The 14,981-nt window shown below is 40.4% G+C and carries 17 protein-coding genes; 10 read left to right on the top strand and 7 right to left on the bottom strand.

Annotated features, from left to right (window positions below; genetic code table 11):
* Positions 1 to 19 precede the first annotated feature (19 nt).
* The 5 genes from trpB (at position 20) to CYAN7822_RS11670 (ending at position 5,438) form a co-directional block, all read left to right on the top strand.
* A complete protein-coding gene (gene trpB, locus CYAN7822_RS11690) occupies positions 20 to 1,267 on the top strand; it encodes a tryptophan synthase subunit beta (protein ID WP_013322479.1) in 1,248 nt (415 codons plus the stop codon).
* Between the two features lie 4 nt (positions 1,268 to 1,271).
* A complete protein-coding gene (trpD, locus tag CYAN7822_RS11685) occupies positions 1,272 to 2,381 on the top strand; it encodes an anthranilate phosphoribosyltransferase (protein ID WP_013322478.1) in 1,110 nt (369 codons plus the stop codon).
* Between the two features lie 125 nt (positions 2,382 to 2,506).
* Positions 2,507 to 3,568 carry a 3-deoxy-7-phosphoheptulonate synthase gene (gene aroF, locus CYAN7822_RS11680; protein WP_013322477.1) on the top strand — a complete coding sequence of 354 codons (1,062 nt, stop codon included), beginning with the start codon at positions 2,507 to 2,509 and terminating at the stop codon, positions 3,566 to 3,568.
* Between the two features lie 133 nt (positions 3,569 to 3,701).
* Positions 3,702 to 4,811 (top strand): bifunctional chorismate mutase/prephenate dehydrogenase, encoded by a 1,110-nt coding sequence (tyrA, locus tag CYAN7822_RS11675; RefSeq protein WP_013322476.1) that lies wholly within the window; start codon positions 3,702 to 3,704, stop codon positions 4,809 to 4,811.
* 276 nt (positions 4,812 to 5,087) lie between these two features.
* Positions 5,088 to 5,438, top strand: a complete 351-nt coding sequence (locus CYAN7822_RS11670; RefSeq protein WP_013322475.1) for a hypothetical protein — start codon at positions 5,088 to 5,090, stop codon at positions 5,436 to 5,438.
* A 40-nt stretch (positions 5,439 to 5,478) separates the two neighbouring features.
* Here CYAN7822_RS11670 and CYAN7822_RS11665 read toward each other — a convergent pair whose 3' ends face one another.
* Positions 5,479 to 6,276, bottom strand: a complete 798-nt coding sequence (locus CYAN7822_RS11665; protein WP_013322474.1) for a response regulator transcription factor — start codon at positions 6,274 to 6,276, stop codon at positions 5,479 to 5,481.
* Between the two features lie 580 nt (positions 6,277 to 6,856).
* On the opposite strand from CYAN7822_RS11665, the gene CYAN7822_RS34530 reads away from it, so the two are divergent.
* A complete protein-coding gene (locus CYAN7822_RS34530) occupies positions 6,857 to 8,482 on the top strand; it encodes a sensor histidine kinase (protein ID WP_013322473.1) in 1,626 nt (541 codons plus the stop codon).
* Here CYAN7822_RS34530 and CYAN7822_RS11655 read toward each other — a convergent pair.
* On the bottom strand, positions 8,479 to 9,225 hold the full coding sequence (locus tag CYAN7822_RS11655) for a sucrose-phosphate phosphatase (protein WP_013322472.1): 747 nt from the start codon (positions 9,223 to 9,225) through the stop codon (positions 8,479 to 8,481). The two genes, CYAN7822_RS34530 and CYAN7822_RS11655, sit on opposite strands and share 4 nt — an antisense overlap.
* A 98-nt stretch (positions 9,226 to 9,323) precedes the next feature.
* Here CYAN7822_RS11655 and rsmA point away from each other — a divergent pair, with 98 nt between their 5' ends.
* Positions 9,324 to 10,163 (top strand): 16S rRNA (adenine(1518)-N(6)/adenine(1519)-N(6))-dimethyltransferase RsmA, encoded by an 840-nt coding sequence (rsmA, locus tag CYAN7822_RS11650; RefSeq protein ID WP_013322471.1) that lies wholly within the window; start codon positions 9,324 to 9,326, stop codon positions 10,161 to 10,163.
* Here rsmA and CYAN7822_RS11645 read toward each other — a convergent pair.
* A complete protein-coding gene (locus CYAN7822_RS11645; protein ID WP_013322470.1) occupies positions 10,155 to 10,346 on the bottom strand; it encodes a hypothetical protein in 192 nt (63 codons plus the stop codon). The genes rsmA and CYAN7822_RS11645 overlap by 9 nt on opposite strands.
* Before the next feature lie 126 nt (positions 10,347 to 10,472).
* Here CYAN7822_RS11645 and CYAN7822_RS34525 point away from each other — a divergent pair, with 126 nt between their 5' ends.
* Together CYAN7822_RS34525 and CYAN7822_RS11635 are read left to right on the top strand one after the other, a co-directional pair.
* Positions 10,473 to 11,147: a DUF642 domain-containing protein gene (locus tag CYAN7822_RS34525; RefSeq protein WP_013322469.1), complete on the top strand. Its 675-nt coding sequence runs from the start codon at positions 10,473 to 10,475 to the stop codon at positions 11,145 to 11,147.
* A gap of 328 nt (positions 11,148 to 11,475) precedes the next feature.
* The gene (locus CYAN7822_RS11635) at positions 11,476 to 12,045 is read left to right on the top strand and encodes a type 1 glutamine amidotransferase domain-containing protein (protein WP_041933662.1); all 570 of its coding nucleotides are present in this window, start codon (positions 11,476 to 11,478) and stop codon (positions 12,043 to 12,045) included.
* A gap of 66 nt (positions 12,046 to 12,111) precedes the next feature.
* Here the strand turns inward: CYAN7822_RS11635 and CYAN7822_RS11630 are convergent, their stop codons facing one another.
* A complete protein-coding gene (locus CYAN7822_RS11630; RefSeq protein ID WP_013322467.1) occupies positions 12,112 to 12,450 on the bottom strand; it encodes a P-II family nitrogen regulator in 339 nt (112 codons plus the stop codon).
* Between the two features lie 104 nt (positions 12,451 to 12,554).
* Positions 12,555 to 12,980 (bottom strand): acyl-CoA thioesterase, encoded by a 426-nt coding sequence (locus tag CYAN7822_RS11625; protein ID WP_041933218.1) that lies wholly within the window; start codon positions 12,978 to 12,980, stop codon positions 12,555 to 12,557.
* Positions 12,981 to 13,006: 26 nt separating this feature from the next.
* On the opposite strand from CYAN7822_RS11625, the gene CYAN7822_RS11620 reads away from it, so the two are divergent.
* Positions 13,007 to 13,660 carry a lysophospholipid acyltransferase family protein gene (locus tag CYAN7822_RS11620; protein ID WP_013322465.1) on the top strand — a complete coding sequence of 218 codons (654 nt, stop codon included), beginning with the start codon at positions 13,007 to 13,009 and terminating at the stop codon, positions 13,658 to 13,660.
* Positions 13,661 to 13,667: 7 nt separating this feature from the next.
* Here the strand turns inward: CYAN7822_RS11620 and CYAN7822_RS11615 are convergent, their stop codons facing one another.
* Both CYAN7822_RS11615 and CYAN7822_RS11610 read right to left on the bottom strand, forming a co-directional pair.
* On the bottom strand, positions 13,668 to 14,009 hold the full coding sequence (locus CYAN7822_RS11615) for a thioredoxin family protein (protein ID WP_041933217.1): 342 nt from the start codon (positions 14,007 to 14,009) through the stop codon (positions 13,668 to 13,670).
* A 151-nt stretch (positions 14,010 to 14,160) separates the two neighbouring features.
* Entirely contained in the window at positions 14,161 to 14,859 is a 699-nt protein-coding gene (locus CYAN7822_RS11610) for an NnrU family protein (protein WP_173362911.1), read from the bottom strand.
* Positions 14,860 to 14,981 lie beyond the last annotated feature (122 nt).

Genomic DNA, 14,981 nt, shown 5'->3' with positions numbered 1-14,981 from the left:
CTTTAGTAATTCACCCCCCATGATTAGCATCATCAATAACGAAAACACCACTTTTCAAACAAAACAGCGACCCGATCATCTAGGACGATTTGGAAAATTTGGCGGCAAATACGTCCCAGAAACCTTAATGCCCGCCTTAGACGAACTAGAAACCGCCTTCAATCAATACAAAAACGATCCCGACTTTCAAAACGAACTACAACAACTCTTACAAGACTACGTTGGACGGCCCAGCCCTTTATACTTTGCCGAACGTCTAACCGAATACTATAAAAAACCCGACGGCACAGGGGCCCAAATATACCTCAAGCGGGAAGACTTAAACCATACCGGTGCCCACAAAATTAACAACGCATTAGCCCAAGTCCTACTCGCTAAACGCATGGGGAAACGGCGTATTATTGCCGAAACTGGAGCCGGACAACATGGAGTAGCCACAGCTACTGCTTGCGCTCGTTTTGGTTTAGAATGCGTGGTCTATATGGGCATTCATGACATGGAACGGCAAGCCCTCAATGTGTTTCGCATGAAATTAATGGGAGCTACAGTCTCTCCGGTATCGGCAGGTACAGGAACCCTCAAAGATGCCACTTCTGAAGCGATCCGAGATTGGGTAACGAATGTCGAAAATACCCACTATATTTTAGGTTCTGTTGCCGGACCTCATCCCTACCCCATGTTAGTTCGGGACTTCCACGCTATTATTGGCCAAGAAACTCGCGCTCAAAGTGCGGCAAAATGGGGGGGTTTACCGGATATCCTTCTCGCTTGCGTGGGTGGCGGTTCTAATGCCATCGGATTGTTTCATGAATTTGTGAATGAGCCTACAGTACGATTGATCGGTATTGAGGCAGCAGGGGAAGGCGTTGACTCAGCAAAACACGCGGCGACGCTAACGCGAGGAAGAGTTGGGGTTTTACATGGAGCCATGAGCTACCTATTACAAGATGAAGATGGGCAAGTGATAGAAGCTCATTCTATTAGTGCTGGGCTAGATTATCCCGGAGTCGGGCCCGAACATAGTTATTTAAAAGAAATTCAACGGGCGGAATATTACAGTGTTACTGATGAGCAGGCATTAGCCGCCTTTGAGAGGGTTTCTCGCTTAGAGGGCATTATACCGGCTCTAGAAACGGCTCATGCTTTTGCTTATTTAGAAACCCTTTGCCCGCAACTCGAAGGCAGTCCCCGCCTTGTGATTAACTGTTCTGGACGGGGTGATAAAGACGTGCAAACTGTCGCTAATCTATTCAAAATAAAAAATTAAAAATATGTCCTTGACAATTACACACTCTTACCCATTAGCCGATTCAGTTACCCCTGATGCACAGGTTTGGTCAGACTTGCTCAAACAATTACTATCTGGTGAATCCCTGTCAATTCCTCAAGCGGCGGATTTGATGCAAGGATGGTTGACTCAAAGCATTTCTCCGGCCCTAGGAGGCGCAATTTTAGCCGCACTCACTGCTAAAGGAGTATCAGCACAAGAGTTATTGGGAATGGTACAGGTTTTGTACGCCCAACCTACTATACTTCATAGCCCTTTAGCCGGGGCATGGCCTGCTCCTGTCATTGACACCTGTGGCACAGGAGGGGATGGGGCATCAACCTTTAATATTTCTACGGCAGTGGCTTTTGTCGCGGCGGCGGCAGGGGTTAAAGTGGCTAAACATGGTAATCGTTCAGCCTCTTCTAAGGCAGGTTCGGCAGATGTATTAGAAGTGTTAGGCGTTAACCTTAATGCTAGTCCTAATCAATCCATGGCCGCCGTCGATGAAGTGGGTATTACCTTTTTGTATGCCCCTGGTTGGCATCCTGCCTTAAGAAGCGTTGCCGCCCTGCGAAAAGAATTGAAAATCCGCACGATTTTTAATTTGATTGGGCCTTTGGTTAACCCTTTTCAACCAACCGGGCAAGTTGTGGGGGTTTGTGATGCGGCTTTAGTAGAGACATTTGCTCAAGTTCTGCGACAATTGAGCCGCAAAAGAGCGATCGTAGTTTACGGACGGGAAAAACTCGACGAAGCCGGGTTAGGAGATTACAGTGATCTAGCAATTTTGTCAAATCAAACCATTGAAACGATCAAATTAGGTCCCTGTTCTCTAGGTATTGAACCGGCACCGATTACGGCGCTACGGGGTGGGAATGTTCAAGAAAACGCCGAAATCCTAAAAGCTGTGCTACAAGGTAAAGGCACTAAAGCGCAGCAGGATGTCGTAGCTTTAAATGCGGCTTTAGCGCTGTTCGTGGGTGAAGCTATCCCAGGTGAAGCGGACCTGCACAATTTGGCTAATGGGTTTGAATTGGCACAAACTATCTTAAAAAGTGGAGAAGCTTGGAGCAAGTTAGAACAATTAGCTCAATTTTTAACAAATGAATAGGGAGTAGCAGATAGCGGCTACTCTTAACTGTTGCCTTTTGCCTTGTCAAAGAGTTAGGGGCGGGGTTATTAACGGTAACCTCCCCTACTTTTTTCCACGTACTTACACAAAAGAGGTTTTTAATCATGATTATCGTTATTAAAAGTGGTACACCATCTGTAGAAATTAATCGCCTGAGTCAAGAAATCAGTAGTGTATGGGGAATAACACCGGAAATCGTTCCCGGAAAACATAAAGTCATTATTGGTTTAATTGGTGATACAGCGACTCTCGATCCCCATCGTATTCAAGAACTTAGCCCTTGTATCGAGCAAGTGTTAAAAATCGAAAAAGACTACAAACGGGTTAGCCGCGAATATCGTCACGGACAGGCCAGCGAAGTAGCTGTTCCTACCCCTAATGGCGTAGTTTATTTTGGTGAACATCATCCGGTGGTTTTAATTGCTGGACCTTGTGCAGTGGAAAGTGAAGCCGCCATTGTCTCTACAGCCAAGCGTATTAAAGCCGCAGGAGGTTCATTACTACGAGGAGGCGCTTATAAACCTCGCACTTCTCCCTATGCTTTTCAAGGTCATGGCGAGAGTGCTTTAGAAATGTTGGCTATTGCTCGAGAAGCCTCGGGTTTAGGCATTATTACAGAAGTCATGGATACGGCTGATGTGAGTCGAGTGGCTAAGGTGGCTGATATTATTCAGGTGGGCGCTCGCAATATGCAAAATTTTTCGCTCCTAAAAAAAGTTGGGGCGCAAGATAAACCCGTGTTGCTCAAACGGGGACCTTCTGCCACGATTGATGAGTGGTTGATGGCGGCTGAGTATATTGTGGCTGCGGGGAATCCTAATGTAATTCTTTGTGAGCGAGGAATTCGGACATTTGACCGTCAATACACCCGTAATCTTTTGGATCTATCGGCTGTACCGGTTTTGCGCTCCCTGACTCATCTACCCATTGCTATTGATCCCAGTCATGGTACGGGTAAGTCCCAGTTAGTACCAACAATGGCGAAAGCCGCTATGGCAGTGGGAGCAGATTCTTTAATGATTGAAGTCCATCCTAATCCCGCTAAAGCTTTATCTGATGGACCTCAATCTCTAACGCCAGACCAATTTGAGGCACTCAGCAAGGAGTTAGAGATGGTGGGAAAAGTCCTTAATCGTTGGCCTCAACCGGTTGCGGCTTTAGTTTAACCGTTAAAAGTAAACAGTGATTAGTGATTAGTGATAGCTCACCAAGATCGAGAAAGGCTATATTGACTCTTCACTGTTTAGTATTAACTGTTTAGGGTTCACTGTTAACTATTCACCGTTGACTGATGTGGGAATGCTGAAACAAATTGATCGAGATTTAATTGAATTACTCGCTAAAAAAATAGCCCTTTTGAAAGCGGAAAAACAGCCAGAAACCCATAACGAGGAAATCGCCGATGTGTCTCAATTATTAGCCGAGATGGAGGTTCCGGAATTTGTTTGGAAAAGTATTACTCTTAATTGTGTTGCGGCTAGTGGTGTGATCAAGCAGCCAAAAACACCAGTAAAATCGAGGCGAGTGACGATTATTGGCGGTCATGGTAAGATGGGACGCTTTTTTACTGTGGCGCTTCAAGCGGCGGGACATCAGGTCAGTATTCTAGAACATTCTGATTGGGATAAGGCACCGCAATTAATTACCAATGCAGAACTTGTCTTAATTTGTGTCAATATTGAACATACTTTGTCGGTAGTTAGGCAAGCCGCACCCTATCTGAGTGCCTCGACGATTGTGGCCGATATTACTAGCTTTAAAAGTATGATCGTTCCATCAATATTAGAACTTCATTCTGGCCCTGTTTTGAGTTTACATCCGATGTTTGGGCCTGGTGTTCAATCCTTTTTATCTCAAAATATTATTGTCTGTGAAGGTCGTCACTTAGAAGCTTGTCAATGGTTTTTGGACTTCATGGAAAAGGAAGGAGGAAAATTGACATTTTGTTCCCTCGCCGAACATGACCGAATGATGACGATTGTTCAAGTAATTCGACATTTTGCTATGTTTGGTTTAGGGGTGTTTCTAGCCGAGGAAAATGTCAATTTAGAGCAGAGTTTAAATTTTGCTAGTCCTTTGTATCGCCTACAGCTTGATCTGATCGGTCGTTTATTTGCTACGGATGGTTCTTTATCTTTAAAGATTATGCTATCTCAGTGGGAAGGACGACAACTTATCGAAAAATTCGCCAAGACTTATAGCCGTTTAGCTAGGTTAGTCAATGATGAAGAACGAACCATCCTAGAGCAAGAATTTGAATCTACTCGTGGCTTTTTTCAGGAACAGATTGAGCGTACTTTGACCGAAAGTGATCATATTATTGGAAGTTTAAGCGTGTTTTTAGCCCAAAAAGAAGTTAGAGGCGGCTTAAAACCCAAAAAATCTCTTAAAATCAAGCAAGCTGCTTAATTTTGTCAATAGCTAGTCAGATTGGATGATTATTTATTACAGGGACGTTCGAAAAAACGTCTCTATTTTTCATTGATTTATGTTATAATATCTTCCTAATCTTGAAATTTTTGTCTGTGCTTGTCTAAATTTCAAGTCTCAGGTTTTTAAAAGTATTTTAATTTTGAAACTTTCAAGGAAAAACCCTTGACTTTTGCTTTAAAATAAAGTAAAAGATAATTAGTTTTTACCTTAAGAGTTTTTTAATAAAATATTATTATTTTTAAAATAAATAAAATGGATGATGCTTATTATTTCCAAAAAAACAACCAACTATTAGAAAGTATCATTTCAGCAAATTCGGGTTGGAAAGTCGTTTATTGCATAAATGAAACTTACTATATCGAGGATATAATCGCTTACGCTTGTATAAAAACTGGTCATTATTATGAACTTATTCCCTTAACTTTAACCGATCTTCATTTATGTCAAACCCTTCAAGAATATACCTTGAAGGATGGCTATATAGGATTAATAAATCCTGACAATGAATTAATTTTGAATGAATATTTAGCAGAGGAAATAAAAGATATTAATATTCAAGAAATTAAAAAAGCGTTAAAAAAAAATAGAATTAAGTTAGACTAACTTAATCTGGGCAGTTAACGCTAATTGAAAATTTAGGGAATTAATAGGCAGACTGCATCTCTTTTTCTCTCCAAGCTTTCGGTGTCGTTCCCTTGTATTGACGAAATTGGCGAAAGAAATAACTAACATTTAAATAGCCAACAGTGGTAGCAATTTGTTCTACCGACCAATTAGTATTTCTCAGTAAAGCACAGGCTTCTACCATCCGTCGCTCAATAATCCACCGGTTGACTGTCCGTCCGGTTTCTCGTTTGAGCCGATTGGTGAGGTAAGCGGGAGAATAACCCACTGCTTGCGCTACCTCGGATAAAGTAATCTCTCGATTATAATTAGCCTCTATAAAATCAAAAACTTCATGAAAAATAGACCTAGCTGGAAAAATAGATTCTGGTTCTTGGTCTTGGGGGTTTTGAGTGGATATGGGGTCTAAAATATTGTGACATTTGGCAAAATAACAGCGTTCTAGCATCGCCTTTCTTTCAAGCCGCGCCTCTACGGCTGCGATGACTTCTTCGGCTGTCAGAGGTTTAGTGAGATAATCATCTGCTCCGAGTTCCATTCCTCGGCGCTGCTCGGCCTTGGTGGTTTTCGCCGTCAGAAAAATAAAGGGAATAAACGCTGTAATGGGGTCTTGTCGCAGTTGAAGCAACACACTATAACCATCTAATTCTGGCATCATGATATCGCACAGAATCAGATCAGGCAGGTGTTGTCTTGCTTGCTGAAGTCCTTGTAAACCATTTTCTGCACTAATAATATGAAACCCTTCAGACTCAAGACATTCTTGTAATAAAGTACAATTGAGATCATCATCCTCAATTAACAAAATTCTAGTCATAATTTTCAAACTTTAGGGAGTCAATTTTTAAAAGTTATTGTTGGGTTTAAATATTACAATCAAGCTTTAACCTGTTTTTAATCCTAAGTTTCTCTAGTTAGTAGTAATTGCTAAAATCCGCGTTTTTAGCTGAGATATAGGAGAAACTACTTATCAGTTCGTTTACATTTTATATTTTTTTGAAGTTTTGTAAAACCATCTTAAGATAGATTTTGTTGTATAGCTCTATGCTGATGTAATCTCTACATAAAGATAGACCTATTATGCAAAGTCATTAATATTATAGTGAGTAAAGTAGGGACACTGTACCGCAGTGTATCCAAAAGTTTTTGAGCAAGCATCTTCTCGGATCAGATGTACTTATTGCTCATCAGTTATTTCTCTAGCTCTGTGGTTCTTAGCCCTCAAATTTCAACTTTTTTTAGGGTAAGGTAACCCTGAATACAATCAGGGAAAGCATTGCACAGGGCATCTATCTTTTTATAGATTTTTAAAATAACAGAGATTAGTTATTGTAAAGAGATGTAAAAAAAATGAAAAAAACTTTTTTTAGTGACTCATTGGCTAAGATTGTTGTTCTATGAATTTCCAATTACCACAGAAGGCAGAAGACGAGGCTTTTTTTTCTAAGTATCTCGTTAACTTCATCAACGAGGCTGTGTGTTGTTTGGGAGAAAATGCTCAGTTTATTTATGTCAATGAAGCAACTTGCAGATTACTGAGGTATTCTCGACAAGAATTGCTTTCTATGAGGCTAAAGGATTTAATAGAAGGTTATAGCTCCGAAACGATAGATCTATGGCAAAGCGAACAGCAAGACGCTTTGAACTGCTTACTTCGGACGAAAGACGAGCAAATTTTATCAGTGACGATTAATATCGCTTATATTCAAGAAAGTGAGCGAGAATTTTGTTGTGCCTGTATTAGAGAAACTGAAAAAAATACCACCAGCGATACAAGCGATAGAGGAAAAATTAGCGACTTCAAGCCATTACAACAGAAAAACCTACAAACCGAACTAACAAAAACAGTTTCTTTATTACAAAAAGCTTTTGATTCAGCCGCTTACGGAATTATTGCTGTTAGTTTTGAGGGAGAAGTTCTCAGCTACAATCAAAAATTTTCTCAAATGTGGCAACTGCCAGGGTCTATGATTTTATCTAAAGATTCTCAGGATTGTCAAAATTTTTTTGCTAACAAGCTTAAAAATCCCGAAAGTTTCCGTTCTTCTGTCTGGGAAATCTCTAGAGAATCTGCTGAAGAAACTTTTGATATTCTAGAGTTAAAAGATAGCAGAACTTTTCTCCAAGAATCTAAACCCTTGTTACAGGGAGAAAAAATCATTGGCCGAGTATGGAGTATTTGGGATATTAGCGAATTTAGACAACAAAGCTCACAAATATATGGGCAATTACAGGAAAATCAGCCACTGATTTCCGACGAGAGCCAAAAACCTGTAAAAATTGAGCAATCTCTCGAAGAAGAAAATCAACAACTCAGCGAACTAAGAGCGCGTTTTTTTTCGACAATGTGTCACCAGTTTCGCTCTTTTTTAAATATTATTTCATTTTCTAATAGTTTACTCAGACGTTATGTAGACAAAGGGGAAGACAAGAAAAAATTACCCTATCTTGATAATATTCAAACGGCAGTGGAACAGATCAGCAATTTATTAGATAGACTCATCTTTTTAGGAAAATCCGAACTCGGACAATTAAAATGTGAGCCAACAGTGGGAGATTTAGACAAATGGTGTCAGAATTTAATAGCACAAATCAAGCCGATGACTGATAGTAAACAACAAATGATTAAATATAGCTGTGCGGAACTCGTTCCGCACCCCAGTCAAGGCAATTTTAATTCTGCACAGGTAGACTGGGAACTTCTCAGCCAAATTTTGACGAATTTACTCTCAAATGCCATCAAATATAGTCCCAACTCTAGCACAATAGAATTTAAACTTTTTTCTCAGAAAACTAAATACATTTTTGAAATTAAAGATCCCGGAATTGGTATTCCTAGAGAGGAACTGGCAAGAATTTATGAGCCATTTTATCGTGCCACCAATGTTAATAGTATATCGGGGAGCGGCTTAGGGTTAGCCATCGTTAGAAATCTGGTACAGGTTTATGGGGGTCAAATTGAGATAGAAAGCATAGTCAATCAAGGCACTACAGTTATTGTCACTATTCCCTCGGAATTTTAAAGAAAATTAAAATATTTTAACCCTTCTAAAATCCCATTGGCATAGTGACTTTTGGCTAAATAACGGTAAGAAGTTTGATTGTTTTGATACCATTGGCGCAGTTCGGTTTTAGCATTGCCGACGATAATACCCCGTTCTTCCCCCCGGAATAGCGCAATATCATTGCCTGAATCTCCACAAACGACGGTTTTTTCGGCTTCAATTGACCATTGTTGCCTTAAATATTGTACCGCTAGTCCTTTGTCTCCTTTTTCTGGTAGGATGTCAAGGTCTTGACTGCCACTGTAGATGACTTGAGTTTTTAAACCGCTATCGGCTAAGGCGGCTTCTAATTGGGGGAGGACTTGTGTGGCGGCTTCTTCACTGAGATAATAACTCACTTTAAAAAAGTTTTGTTCGCTTTGGGGTTGGGGAATCAGTGATCTAAATTGAGAAGCAATGCCAAAGACTTGCTCTCGATTCCATCCTAGAGATAAAGTATCAGCATATTGAGGATCGATCACCTCATCTTTAGGGTTAAAGTAGATCTCAGTTCCCACTGAGGTAATTAAGGCATCTGGAGATAACAGTTGCTTTTCTTGTTCGAGTTGTCGATAGAGATACAGTGATCGCCCGGTAGCATAGACAATTTTAGTCCCATGTTCTTCTCGATGTTGACTTAACTGCTGCTGTAGGGTTTCTAAAGCGATGTCATCCCCCACCAAGGTGTAATCTAAATCTGTGATGAATAAAAAGGCACTCATCTTAATTATCTCTTGAGAACTGTTAATCTTAACTGTATTATCACTTTGTTAGGTTAACTCTGTTTTAACTCTATGCTTTTCGGTAGATTTTTTGCACAATGAACAATAGACCCCGTAAACGTTTTGCTCAACACTGGTTGCGTAGTGAACAGGCACTCTCTGAAATTATACAAGCCGCCCAACTTAAAAATACTGATCGCCTTCTGGAAATTGGTCCAGGTACAGGGATTTTAACCCGTCGTCTTTTACCTGAAGTAGAATCTGTAGTAGCCGTTGAAATTGATCGGGATTTGTGTAAAAAATTGGTAAAAAGTTTAGGGCAATTAGACAATTTTCTCTTGCTACAAGGCGATATTTTATCTTTAGATTTAACCACTGAACTGGCTCCTTTTCCTAAATTTACTCCTTTTAATAAAGTTGTGGCTAATATTCCCTATAATATTACAGGGCCAATTTTAGAGTATTTATTAGGAACGATTTCCGAACCGGGCCATCAGAAATATGAATTAATTGTCTTGCTGATGCAAAAGGAAGTCGCCGAAAGATTAACCGCTAAACCCGGAACAAAAGCTTATAGTGCATTATCCATCAGAGTACAATATTTAGCCGCTTGTGAATGGATTTGTGAAGTGCCAGCCCGGGCTTTTTATCCTCCTCCAAAAGTGGATTCTGCTGTGGTTCGTCTGCGTCCGCAACGGGTAGCGCGTCCAGCCAATAATCCCCGACAGTTAGATACTTTGGTGAAATTAGGGTTTGCCAATCGACGCAAAATGTTACACAATAATTTAAAAGGAATTATTGAGCTTGAGCGCTTAACAGAATTATTAGAAAAATTAGAAATTAATCCTCAATGTCGTGCTGAAGAATTGAGTTTAGAACAGTGGATAGAGTTGAGTAATCAGTTAACGATCAATACTAATCATGACCTATCACTCTAACTCTGAATCTTGCCTTACCATTGCAGCTAGTCGGTTCCACTGTTCATCAGTCGTTGCTTTAAAGCGAGTTTCCCAGACTTGCTCATCTTTAAGTTCAGCTAAAAGACGAGTTGCGATAGCATTTTGCTGATCATCGGGAAGTTTTTCAATTTCTGCAATAGCGCGGCGAAGTAATTCAGTCATATTTCTTCAGGACGAGTTTAACGATAAGTTTATAAATTGTTATTAACTTATACATTAAATTATACATTAACTTATACATGACTATGATTTAATTTGTATTAATAGTTGTTATTTTGACTAAAAACAATGAAAAATAATCGCATTTTTAAGTTAGTTGCTGTTACTTCTAGCTTGTTAGCATTAAATGTTTTATTCTCTAGTTCTCAAGCTCAAGCTGCTAACTTAGTTATTAATAGTGGTTTTGAGCAACCAGCAATAAATCCTGGAACTTTTATTATTAGTAATAGTGTTCCTGGATGGACTCGTAGTAGCATTTCTAGTGGAAGTGGAATTGAACTTCAAAATAATGTTGCAGGTTCTCCTTTTGAAGGAAACCAATTTTTAGAGCTAGATAGCAATGGGACAACAAACATTTATCAAGATATTACAACATCTATTGGAAGTATTTACAATTTATCATTTGCTTATTCAGCACGACCCACAGTATTGAATAATTCAGTTGATGTCTATTGGGGCGGTAATCTTGTTACTAAGCTAAATGCTAATGGGACTCTTCTTTCTAAGACTAATTGGAATGTTTATAACTTTAGTCTACAAGCTAAGGGAACGACTACTCGTCTAGAATTCAGAAGCCAGGGACTACAGCCGTCTGATGGCTTAGGTGGATATATTGATGATGTTAGTGTTGTTCCTGTAAGTGTTCCTGAACCCTCAACAACATTAGCATTAGCAATTGGGATTGCGTTTGCTAGTGCATCCAAAAGTAAATTTTTTAAGAAACAAGATCATGATCAAACTTAAATTAGTTTCTATCAAGCAATACCGATGAATTCGGTTCTATCTTAGCTAACTCTACTAAAAATAAAAATACTTCCTTAGCCTTCTTACTTAGCAAAAATTTTAGTACATCCTCGCTCTGTAAGGTTTCTAATAAATTTAGCAGACTCTACATTATTGAGTCTGCTTACTTATCTCCTAATCCTTAGTCTTTGTTCTATCATTAGTCAGAAAAAAACACACAGCCACAAAACTTAATTAACCCTCTTGACAGATTTAGCTTGCTCGGTTGCAGGAAATCATAAATATAGACAACTCAATAAACCCAAAAACCATTAAGAAAAAAATGGATATGACTCAACAATTGCAAGATAAAAAAGTCGCTATTCTAGTAGCAGAAGGCTTTGAACAAGTAGAAATGACCCAACCCAGACAAGCCTTAGAAGAAGTCGGGGCACAGACACATTTAATCTCACCCAAAGGCGATAAAGTCCAAGGTTGGAATCATTTTGATAAAGGCGAAGAATTTCCCGTAGATGTGGTATTAGATGAAGCTGATCCCAGTAACTATGATGCCTTATTGTTACCTGGCGGCGTTGCTAACCCGGATCTACTTCGCACACAAGAAAAAGCCGTTCAATTCGTCAAGTCATTTTTTGAAGCCGGTAAACCCGTCGCCGCTATTTGTCATGGACTGTGGACATTAATCGAAGCCGATGTCATTCGAGGACGTACCGTTACCTCATGGCCTTCCCTAAAAACCGATCTTAGAAATGCGGGAGCCAACTGGGTAGATCAAGAAGTCGTAGTAGACCAAGGCTTAGTCAGCAGTCGCAAACCTGATGATATTCCTGCATTCAACCGTAAATTAATCGAAGAAATCGCCGAAGGGCAACACGAACAACAACGTTTATCAGCTTAGTCATCAAAACAGAAGCCTCAATAGCCAGTAACAAGTTACCGGCTACTGAGTAAGAGTGATCACACCCTAAATTGCTTCCTGATTCTTTTCTCCTGTGCGAATGCGAATAATTTGCTCTACAGGAGAAATGAAAATTTTGCCGTCACCAATTTCGCCGGTTCTAGCCGCCTTGATGACTTGGTCGACCACCATATCAACTTGGTTGTCTTCTACGACAATTTCCACTTTGAGCTTTTGCAAAAACTCCACCGTGAACTCTGAACCGCGATAGCGTTCAGTCATCCCCTTTTGACGACCAAAACCTCTAACCTCACTGACGGTCATACCCACGATACCGGCATTGACCAGAGCGATTTTCACCTCGTCAAGCTTAAAAGGTCGGATAATGGCTTCTACTTTTTTCAAAACATTACTCCTAATTAAATCACTGGTATCTGTCTTTATATTTATAAAGCCAGCCTGTCACTTTCTATCACTATCGAACTAGAAATTTTTGTGAAAGCTAGTGCCTATATGTCTACTGCTTCAGGGGTGGCACAATGATCAAGCCACTGTACCATTAAATCAGGAAGGGGGCTTCTCCGTCTAGGGTTTGGATGGATACAAACATGACGAGTCTGTGCTAGGGCGACCTTTTCAGCGTTTGGGGCCACCTTGACAAGCTCGTATTTTATCTCGAATTCGCTATCAGTTAACTGTTTAGGGAAAAGATTAATTTCTAGCTGATCTCCAGAATACAGAGGGGCAAAAAATTTGATCTCGCCATAAACAATAGGAATTGCCACATTAGGATCGCTAAAAAACGTCCTCATATTAATGTAAGATTGTTCCAAGGAAGCTTCGTAAGCTTCATGACAAATAGACAAAGCCGCAGCAAAATAAACAACACCGGCTGCATCTGTATCCGCTAGACGAATAGTACGATAATAGGTCATAATCCCCCGAAAACTCATAACCAACGATGACGAATAAGCATCAACAAAAAAGTCGAGAACCCCTATCTAGTCTATTTTTATATAATCTCGCCAAATGGTCTATTATTAGCCCAGCGCTGCACATCTACTTTCGTGGGCGGATTTATGGAGCCGAAAAAGTCCCCTCAAAAGGTCCTCTAATCATTGTCAGCAACCATGCCAGTTATTTTGATCCTCCCATTCTCTCGAGTGCAGTAGGCCGTCCTGTAGCCTATATGGCCAAAGAAGAATTATTTCAAATCCCTTTATTGAAACCCTTGATTGAATTATACGGAGCCTATCCGATCAAACGGGGATCAGGAGACCTGAGTGCTTTCCGCGCAGCCCGAAAAGCTTTAGCTCATGGGTGGGCGGTGGGAATTTTTTTAGAAGGTACGCGCACCCCTGATGGTCGCATTAATAATCCTAAACTCGGAGCAGCCATGATTGCTGCCCAAGCACAAGTTCCTTTATTGCCGGTGAGTTTAATAGGAACTGAAAAAATCTTACACAAAGGTTCGCCTATGCCCCGTCCTAGTCGGGTTATCGTTCGAATAGGGGATTTAATTGAGCCACCCCGTTCAACTCAACGAGATGGTTTACAGGCAGTAACCGACAAATGTACCAACCTGATCAATGAAATGCACGGGTTACGCGGATAAACACTTTTTAAGCAGATTGTAAAGAGTAGTCAACCATCAATCCTTTTAAAGAACGTTTAAACTCTTCTCTTCCGTGAAAACCTTCTATTCGTTGAATAGGCAAACCTTGATCAAATAAAATCAGGGTGGGCAAATTGCGAAGACGATAAGCATTAGCCAATCTGAGATTGTCATCTGCATTAATACTGACTAATGTCAAATCTCCGCCCCATTCTGATTGAAATTGGAGTAAATTTGGCACGACTAAGCGACATAAACCACACCAAGGGGCCCAAAAATTGACTAAGACGGGACAAGGAGATTCTAAAACGATTTTTGAAAAATTTTTCTCGTTGACCGATAGCATCATGATCCAGGAGTATTTTATCAGCGTTTAATATTAGGCATGGCATTATGCTACACCAATTAGGATCAGGTGGGATCATCTTATTAGGAAGTAAGGGGCCAATAACTAACGACTAATGACTGATGACTAATGACTCTTGACTAATGACTAATGACTAACGACTAATGACTAATGACTGACTTAACCAAGGATGTCCCCACCACAGCAACACCACAAACCCTAAAACCCCCAAATAAGCCGGACGCACAAACTCTTCCCATTTAAGGGTTTGACGACCATCCAACACCGCTAAAAAAGGAATTACGCTCGTTCGCTCTTTAACCGCCCGAAAAGCTTCCCCATAACGTTGTTCGAGACGATGATCCCCGTGCCAAACTGCAAACAGATGATGAGCAATTAGTCCTAGGGAAGTCACCAAAGTAAAACTTGTCCCTATCCAAAGAGTATGAGCAATACACCATATCACTTGTCCCACCATTTGAGGATGGCGGCTAATACGAATGATTCCTGTTTCATACAAATGCACTTGGGGCTTTTGGATAGCCGCAATTTCAAGAAGATTAAAAGTAGCAGGGTAGAGAAAAATAAAAGAAATCGCCGAAAGCAGCCAAACAGTCTCTTTAATACCAGCTATGCCTTGAACCTGCCACAAAACCACCCCATCATAGCGATGACTGATAAAATAGATAATCAAAGCCGCCGCTAAAGGCAGGCTAACTAAAGCAAACAAAACGCGATAGAGTCTTGCTCCAATTTTTGTTTCTCCCCAAGAACGTAAGGCCGCTAAACCACTGTGAGCGATCGCAAACCCTAACAACATTGCCAACATGATCCAATGACTAGATGTTAACAACGAATCACTTTCCATAAAATCAAATCAATAAGCACATAGGTAAGCCTTCACCATCGTAAAACAATTATCGAAACAGTTGAACAATCCCATCGCCTCAGCGCCCACGAGCGTCAAAGTGATCC

The sequence above is a fragment of the Gloeothece verrucosa PCC 7822 genome (assembly GCF_000147335.1).
Taxonomy (GTDB): Bacteria; Cyanobacteriota; Cyanobacteriia; order Cyanobacteriales; family Microcystaceae; genus Gloeothece; species Gloeothece verrucosa.
The sequence above is the reverse complement of the archived record's forward strand: the minus strand, read 5'-3'. Positions and strand labels throughout refer to the sequence as shown.